Consider the following 730-nt stretch of genomic DNA (forward strand, 5'->3'; position numbering starts at 1 on the left):
GCGCACAACCTCGCTCTTGGTCTCGCGCCGGTCGCGGGGGCGGGCATCGGACCACCATTGCACCAGGAAATCGACCGAGCTGGCACCGTATGACTGGGCAAATACGCTCAGCGGCCTGTCGGTGTCGATCGCCTCGATCCCGTTCAATGCACCACGGATCACTTCCAGCGCCTGATCCAGATCGGTGTCATAGCTGACGCCGACGATCAGCTCGTCGCGGCGGGTGTGCGCGTCGGTGAGGATCTTGACCGGATTCTTGAACAGCATCGAATTGGGCATGATCGTCAGCTCGTTCGACAGCTGGCGGATATGCGTTTCGCGCAGGGAAATAACGTGTTTATTTCCCAGGCCCCACGCTTCGTTGTCGAATCCTTCGGCATGGTTCTCATCGTGGTCGTTGCCTTTTCCGTATCACGAGACCACAGCATATCCGAGGTATTGCCATTTCTAGGGGCGCTCACCCTGGGCGCACAACGTGGACTACCCTTGCTGCATCTGACGTATGGCGCATGGACATCATTTCAAGGCGCCCACGCGTCCCTACGTGACGCCCTCGCAATGCTTGAGCAGGAAGCACCAGAGAAAGATTCTGAGCACCCCTCACAACCACTTCCATTCGTACGTGAAATCCATTTTGACCGAGTTTCATTCCAATATCGTACAGAGACAGATCTCGTAATTGACCAACTTGAACTTACCATACTCAAGGGACAACGAGTCGGGATGATAG

General features: G+C 55.9%; 1 protein-coding gene and 2 pseudogenes. 1 reads left to right on the plus strand and 2 read right to left on the minus strand.

Annotation, left to right across the window (positions count from 1 at the left end; all coding sequences use genetic code 11):
* Both AAFM29_RS17900 and AAFM29_RS17905 read right to left on the minus strand, forming a co-directional pair.
* Positions 1–279: pseudogene (locus AAFM29_RS17900) on the minus strand (mechanosensitive ion channel family protein); the annotation flags it as partial.
* Positions 280–285: 6 nt separating this feature from the next.
* A pseudogene (locus AAFM29_RS17905) lies at positions 286–330 on the minus strand (hypothetical protein); the annotation flags it as partial.
* On the opposite strand from AAFM29_RS17905, the gene AAFM29_RS17910 reads away from it, so the two are divergent.
* The coding region (locus AAFM29_RS17910; protein WP_341714058.1) for a hypothetical protein at positions 310–730 on the plus strand (421 nt) is incomplete at its 3' end. The pseudogene AAFM29_RS17905 and the gene AAFM29_RS17910 overlap by 21 nt on opposite strands.

The sequence above is a fragment of the Erythrobacter sp. genome, from assembly GCF_038133525.1.
Taxonomy (GTDB): domain Bacteria; phylum Pseudomonadota; class Alphaproteobacteria; order Sphingomonadales; family Sphingomonadaceae; genus Qipengyuania.